General features: G+C 73.6%; 4 protein-coding genes. 2 read left to right on the top strand and 2 right to left on the bottom strand.

Annotated features, from left to right (window positions below; genetic code table 11):
• Positions 1-392: exodeoxyribonuclease V subunit gamma (locus G7A99_RS16235; protein WP_163142068.1), on the bottom strand; the 392-nt coding region annotated here is incomplete at its 3' end.
• Positions 393-691: 299 nt separating this feature from the next.
• On the opposite strand from G7A99_RS16235, the gene G7A99_RS16240 reads away from it, so the two are divergent.
• Positions 692-1,183 (top strand): carbonic anhydrase, encoded by a 492-nt coding sequence (locus tag G7A99_RS16240; protein WP_018716699.1) that lies wholly within the window; start codon positions 692-694, stop codon positions 1,181-1,183.
• Between the two features lie 9 nt (positions 1,184-1,192).
• On the opposite strand, the gene polX is transcribed toward G7A99_RS16240, so the two are convergent.
• Positions 1,193-2,914 (bottom strand): DNA polymerase/3'-5' exonuclease PolX, encoded by a 1,722-nt coding sequence (gene polX / locus G7A99_RS16245; RefSeq protein WP_163142071.1) that lies wholly within the window; start codon positions 2,912-2,914, stop codon positions 1,193-1,195.
• Between the two features lie 150 nt (positions 2,915-3,064).
• Between polX and G7A99_RS16250 the strand changes: the two genes are divergently transcribed.
• Positions 3,065-4,000 carry a ChaN family lipoprotein gene (locus G7A99_RS16250; RefSeq protein WP_205599878.1) on the top strand — a complete coding sequence of 312 codons (936 nt, stop codon included), beginning with the start codon at positions 3,065-3,067 and terminating at the stop codon, positions 3,998-4,000.
• The last annotated feature ends 243 nt before the right edge of the window (positions 4,001-4,243 follow it).

The raw sequence follows: 4,243 nt of genomic DNA on the forward strand, positions 1-4,243 counted from the left end.
CGGTCGGCGAGCTGGTAGGCCTTGACCCCGTTGTCGTGGTCGCTGTCGGCGAGGTAGGCCCGCAGCGGGGCGAAGGCGGGGGCGTCGATCACCGCCGGCAGCCGCGCGAGCACCCGCCAGCGCAGGGCCTGGCGGTCGAAGCCGGACTGCTCGGGCAGCGCCGTCCAGTGCCGGGCGAACAGGCGCCAGACCAGCCCGCCGAGGAACGGAAACGCCACGTTGGCGGTCACGCCGTGGCGCTCGGCGAGCTCGATGGACAGCCAGTGGCCCATGCTGCGGTGGGGCACGACCACCGTCTCCTCGGTCATCGGCGGCAGCGGCGCCGCGGCCATCTGCCCGGCGAGGGCGTCGGCGAGGGCCTCCAGGCGGTTGCTGTGATGGGTGACGAGCACGGCGGGCGGCGTCCTGTTCCTCGGTCTGCCGGCTCAGTCTGCCTGATCCGCGCGGGCCGCGGCGAGCGCCGCGGCCCATCGGTACGCAGGCCTGCCCGGCATGAGTCCCGCCACACCGGCGCAGACGCGTCTCGTCCCCGAAGCGCTCCAGCACGTGACGCCACCGCTGAGGAACGAGTGACGGCATAAGCAAATGACGAACGATTGGTTCCGGCCCCCGGCGGCACCCGCTTACGCTGCCGGATCCGGGGCGGGCGCGCCCCGGTCCGTATGTTCCACCGTCATGGGGAGGGGTCGAGATGAGCGTGACCGACGAGCTTCTGGAGGATAACCGCAGCTATGCCGAGGGCTTCGACCAGGGCGGCCTGCCCATGCCGCCGTCCCGGCGGGTGGCGGTGGTGGCCTGCATGGACGCGCGCCTGGACGTCTACCGTCTGCTCGGCCTGGGTCTGGGCGAGGCCCACGTGATCCGCAACGCCGGCGGCGTGGTGAGCGAGGACGTGATCCGCTCGCTGGTGATCTCGCAGCGCCTGCTCGGTACCCGCGAGATCGTGCTGGTGCATCATACCGACTGCGGCATGCTCACCTTCAACGACGACGGGGTGAAGGCACAGATCGAGGCCGAGACCGGGATGCGTCCGCCGTTCGCGCTGGAGGCCTTCGACGATCCGGCCGAGGACGTGCGCCAGTCGCTGCGCCGCGTCCAGGCGAGCCCGTTCATCCAGCACCGGGACTCGGTCCGGGGCTTCGTCTACGACGTCGCCAGCGGCCGGCTGGACGAGGTGCGCTGAGCCGCGCGGTCAGCGCCGGCGCAGCGCGGCGAGGAAACCGTCCACGCCGCGGGTGTTGAGCACGTCGGCGGCGGTGAGCCAGCCGCGCCGGGCCTGGTCCAGGCCCAGGCGCATGCGCGCCAGGTCCTCGGTGCCGTGGGCGTCGGTGGCGACCACGAACCGGGCGCCCTGGCCGAGGGCCTCTCTGATCAGCACGTCGGGGAGGTCCAGCCGGCCGGGCTGGGCGTTGATCTCCAGGGCGCAGCCGGTCTCCGCGGCGGCCCTGAGGACCCGGCCCATGTCCGCGTCGATGGGCTGGCGCTCGCCGAGGATCCGGCAGGTGGGGTGGGCCAGGATCTGGCAGTGGGGGCTGTCCAGCGCGCGCAGCAGGCGATCGGTCTGCTTCGCCCGGGGCAGTCCCAGGCCGTAGTGCACGGCGCAGACGACCACGTCCATGCGCGCGAGGATGTCGTCCGGCAGGTCCAGGCTGCCGTCCTCCAGGATGTCCACCTCGGCGGACCGGAGCACGCGGATGCCGTCCAGGCGGGCGTCCAGTGCCTCCAGGGCGTCCAGGTGCTCGGCGAACGCCCCCGGGGTGAGCCCGTTGGCGACGCGCAGCCGCCGGGTGTGGTCGGTGATGGCGAGGTACTCCCGGCCCAGGGCCTTCGCCGCCCGTGCCATGGCCTCCGCGCTGTCCCGTCCGTCGGTGGTATCGGTGTGGCAGTGGAGATCGCCGCGGATGTCCTCGAGGTCCACCAGTGCCGGCAGCCGGCCTTCCGCCGCCGCGGCCAGCTCACCGCGGTTCTCGCGCAGTTCCGGCTCGATGTAGGCCAGCCCCACCTGTGCGTAGACCGAGGCCTCGGTGGCCCCGGCGACCCGGTGCTCACCCTCGAAGACGCCGTACTCGTTGATCTTCAGTCCGCGCCGCTGGCCCATCACCCGCACGGCGATGTTGTGGGCGCGGTTGCCGGTGAAGTAGTGCAGCGCCGCGCCGTAGCTCGCCTCCGGGACCACCCGCAGGTCCACCTGCAGGCCGCCCTCGAGGATCACCGTCGCCCGGGTCTCGCCCCGGGAGACGACCTCGGAGACGCTGTCGTAGCCGATCAGCCGGTCCATGACGTCGTTGCCGGCGTCCGCGCTGACCAGGATATCCACGTCGCCCACGGTCTCGCGCCGGCGCCGGTAGCTGCCGGCGATGATCGCCCGCTTCACGCCGCGGGCCGCGGCGAGGTGGGCCAGCAGGGGCTCGGCGACGCGCTCGGCGTCCGCCAGCCGGGTGCGCTGCTGGCTGTCCCGGTGGGCCTCGATGGCGTGCAGGATGTTGTGCTCGCTCTTCGCGCCGAAGCCCTTGAGGCCGCGGATACGGCCCTGGCGGGCGGCGTGCTCGAGGTCGTCCAGGCTGGCGATGCCGAGGGCGTCGTGGAGGGCGCGGATGCGCCGCGGGCCGAGGCCCGGGAGGGCGTCGAGGTCGGCGAGGTGCTCGGGGAACTGGCCGGCCAGGCGTTCCAGGGCCTGCAGCCGTCCGGTGTCCACGATCTCGTGCATCCTGGCGGCGAGGTCGTCGCCGATGCCCTGCAGGTCGGTGAGATCCGTGCCGTCCGCGATCATCCGCGCGATCTCGGTGCCGAGCCCGCGCACGATCAGTGCGGCATTGCGGTAGGCGCGCACCCGGAACGGGTTCGCCCCCTGGATCTCCAGGAGCTCGGCATAGCGCTCGAACAGCGCCGCGATCTCGCTATTGTGAACGGCCATGGGCGGTTCCCTCCCCCGGCGGCGCGCCGTTACCTGCCCGGTATTCCGGAAGCCGCTGACAGGCACGGCCAAGGGCGGCAATACTAACGACCTGGTCAGCAGGGACAGGGTCGCCGAGAACCGGGGCGGCGGCAACAGGAGGTCGATGGTATGCGAGGGGTGCTCATGGGGGCGGCGATGCTGCTGGCGCTGGCCGGCTGTGCGGCCACCGGGGTGGATGACGGCGGGCCGCAGGCGGGCCGGATCCGGGATGTGGCGGCGGGGCGGTTCATCGACCGGCCCGCCCTGATGGCGCGGCTGGCCCGCGCGGATATCGTGCTGCTGGGCGAGGAGCACGACAATCCGCACCATCACGAGAATCAGGCGGCGGTCATCGATGCCCTGGCCGCCCGGGGCCGGCACCCGGCGGTGGTGCTGGAGATGCTGCGCGCGGACCAGCAGGCGGCGGTGGACCGGGCGCGTCGCGAGCATCCCGGCGACGTCGACGCCCTCGCCGGGGCGGTGGACTGGGCGGACTCCGGCTGGCCGCCGTGGTCGATGTACCGCCCGGTGTTCGCCGCGGCATATCGCCACGACCTCCCCATCGTCGCGGGCAACCTCTCCCGTGGGCAGCTGGATACACTGCGTTCCCGGGGGCGGGCGGGCCTGTCCGCCGCGACCCGGACACGGCTGGGCCTGGAGCGCCCCCAGCCCGACGACGAGCGGGCCTCCATGACCGAGGCCATTCGCGAGGGTCATTGCGGGCTGCTGCCGGAGGAGATGCTGCCGCGCATGCGCGGGATTCAGCGGGCGCGGGACGGCGCCCTGGCACGTGCGGCGCTGGAGGCCGCCGGGGAGGCGGGGATGAGCGTGGTCATCGCCGGCCACGGTCATGTGCGCACCGATCACGCCATCCCGCGGGTGATCGCGGCCCGGGCGCCGTCACGCCGCGTCGTCGCCGTGGCCTTCGAGGCGGCGGTGCCGGACGGCCGGGGCGGGCCTCCGGCGGGGACGCCGCCCTTCGACTACGTCTGGTTCACGGCCGCCGTGGAACGGGCCGACCCGTGTGCGGCGCTGCGCGAGCGTTTCGGCGGGTCCGGCGACTGATCGGGGCCCGGGGCGCTGCGGTCAGCAGCGTCCCTTCCTGGCCTGGCCCGGCGGGCAGAAGTCACCGGACGGGCCGCCGCCCGGGGCGTGACGTCCCCGGGCGGCGACAGTGACTCAGGCGGCGAGCCCGCTGTGGCGCAGCAGCGCCTCGATGCTGGGCTCGCGGCCGCGGAAGCCGCGGTAGAGCGTCATGAAGTCCTCGCTGCCGCCCCGCTCCAGGATCCAGTGACGGAAGGCGCCGCC

The organism is Arhodomonas sp. KWT (assembly GCF_010993615.1).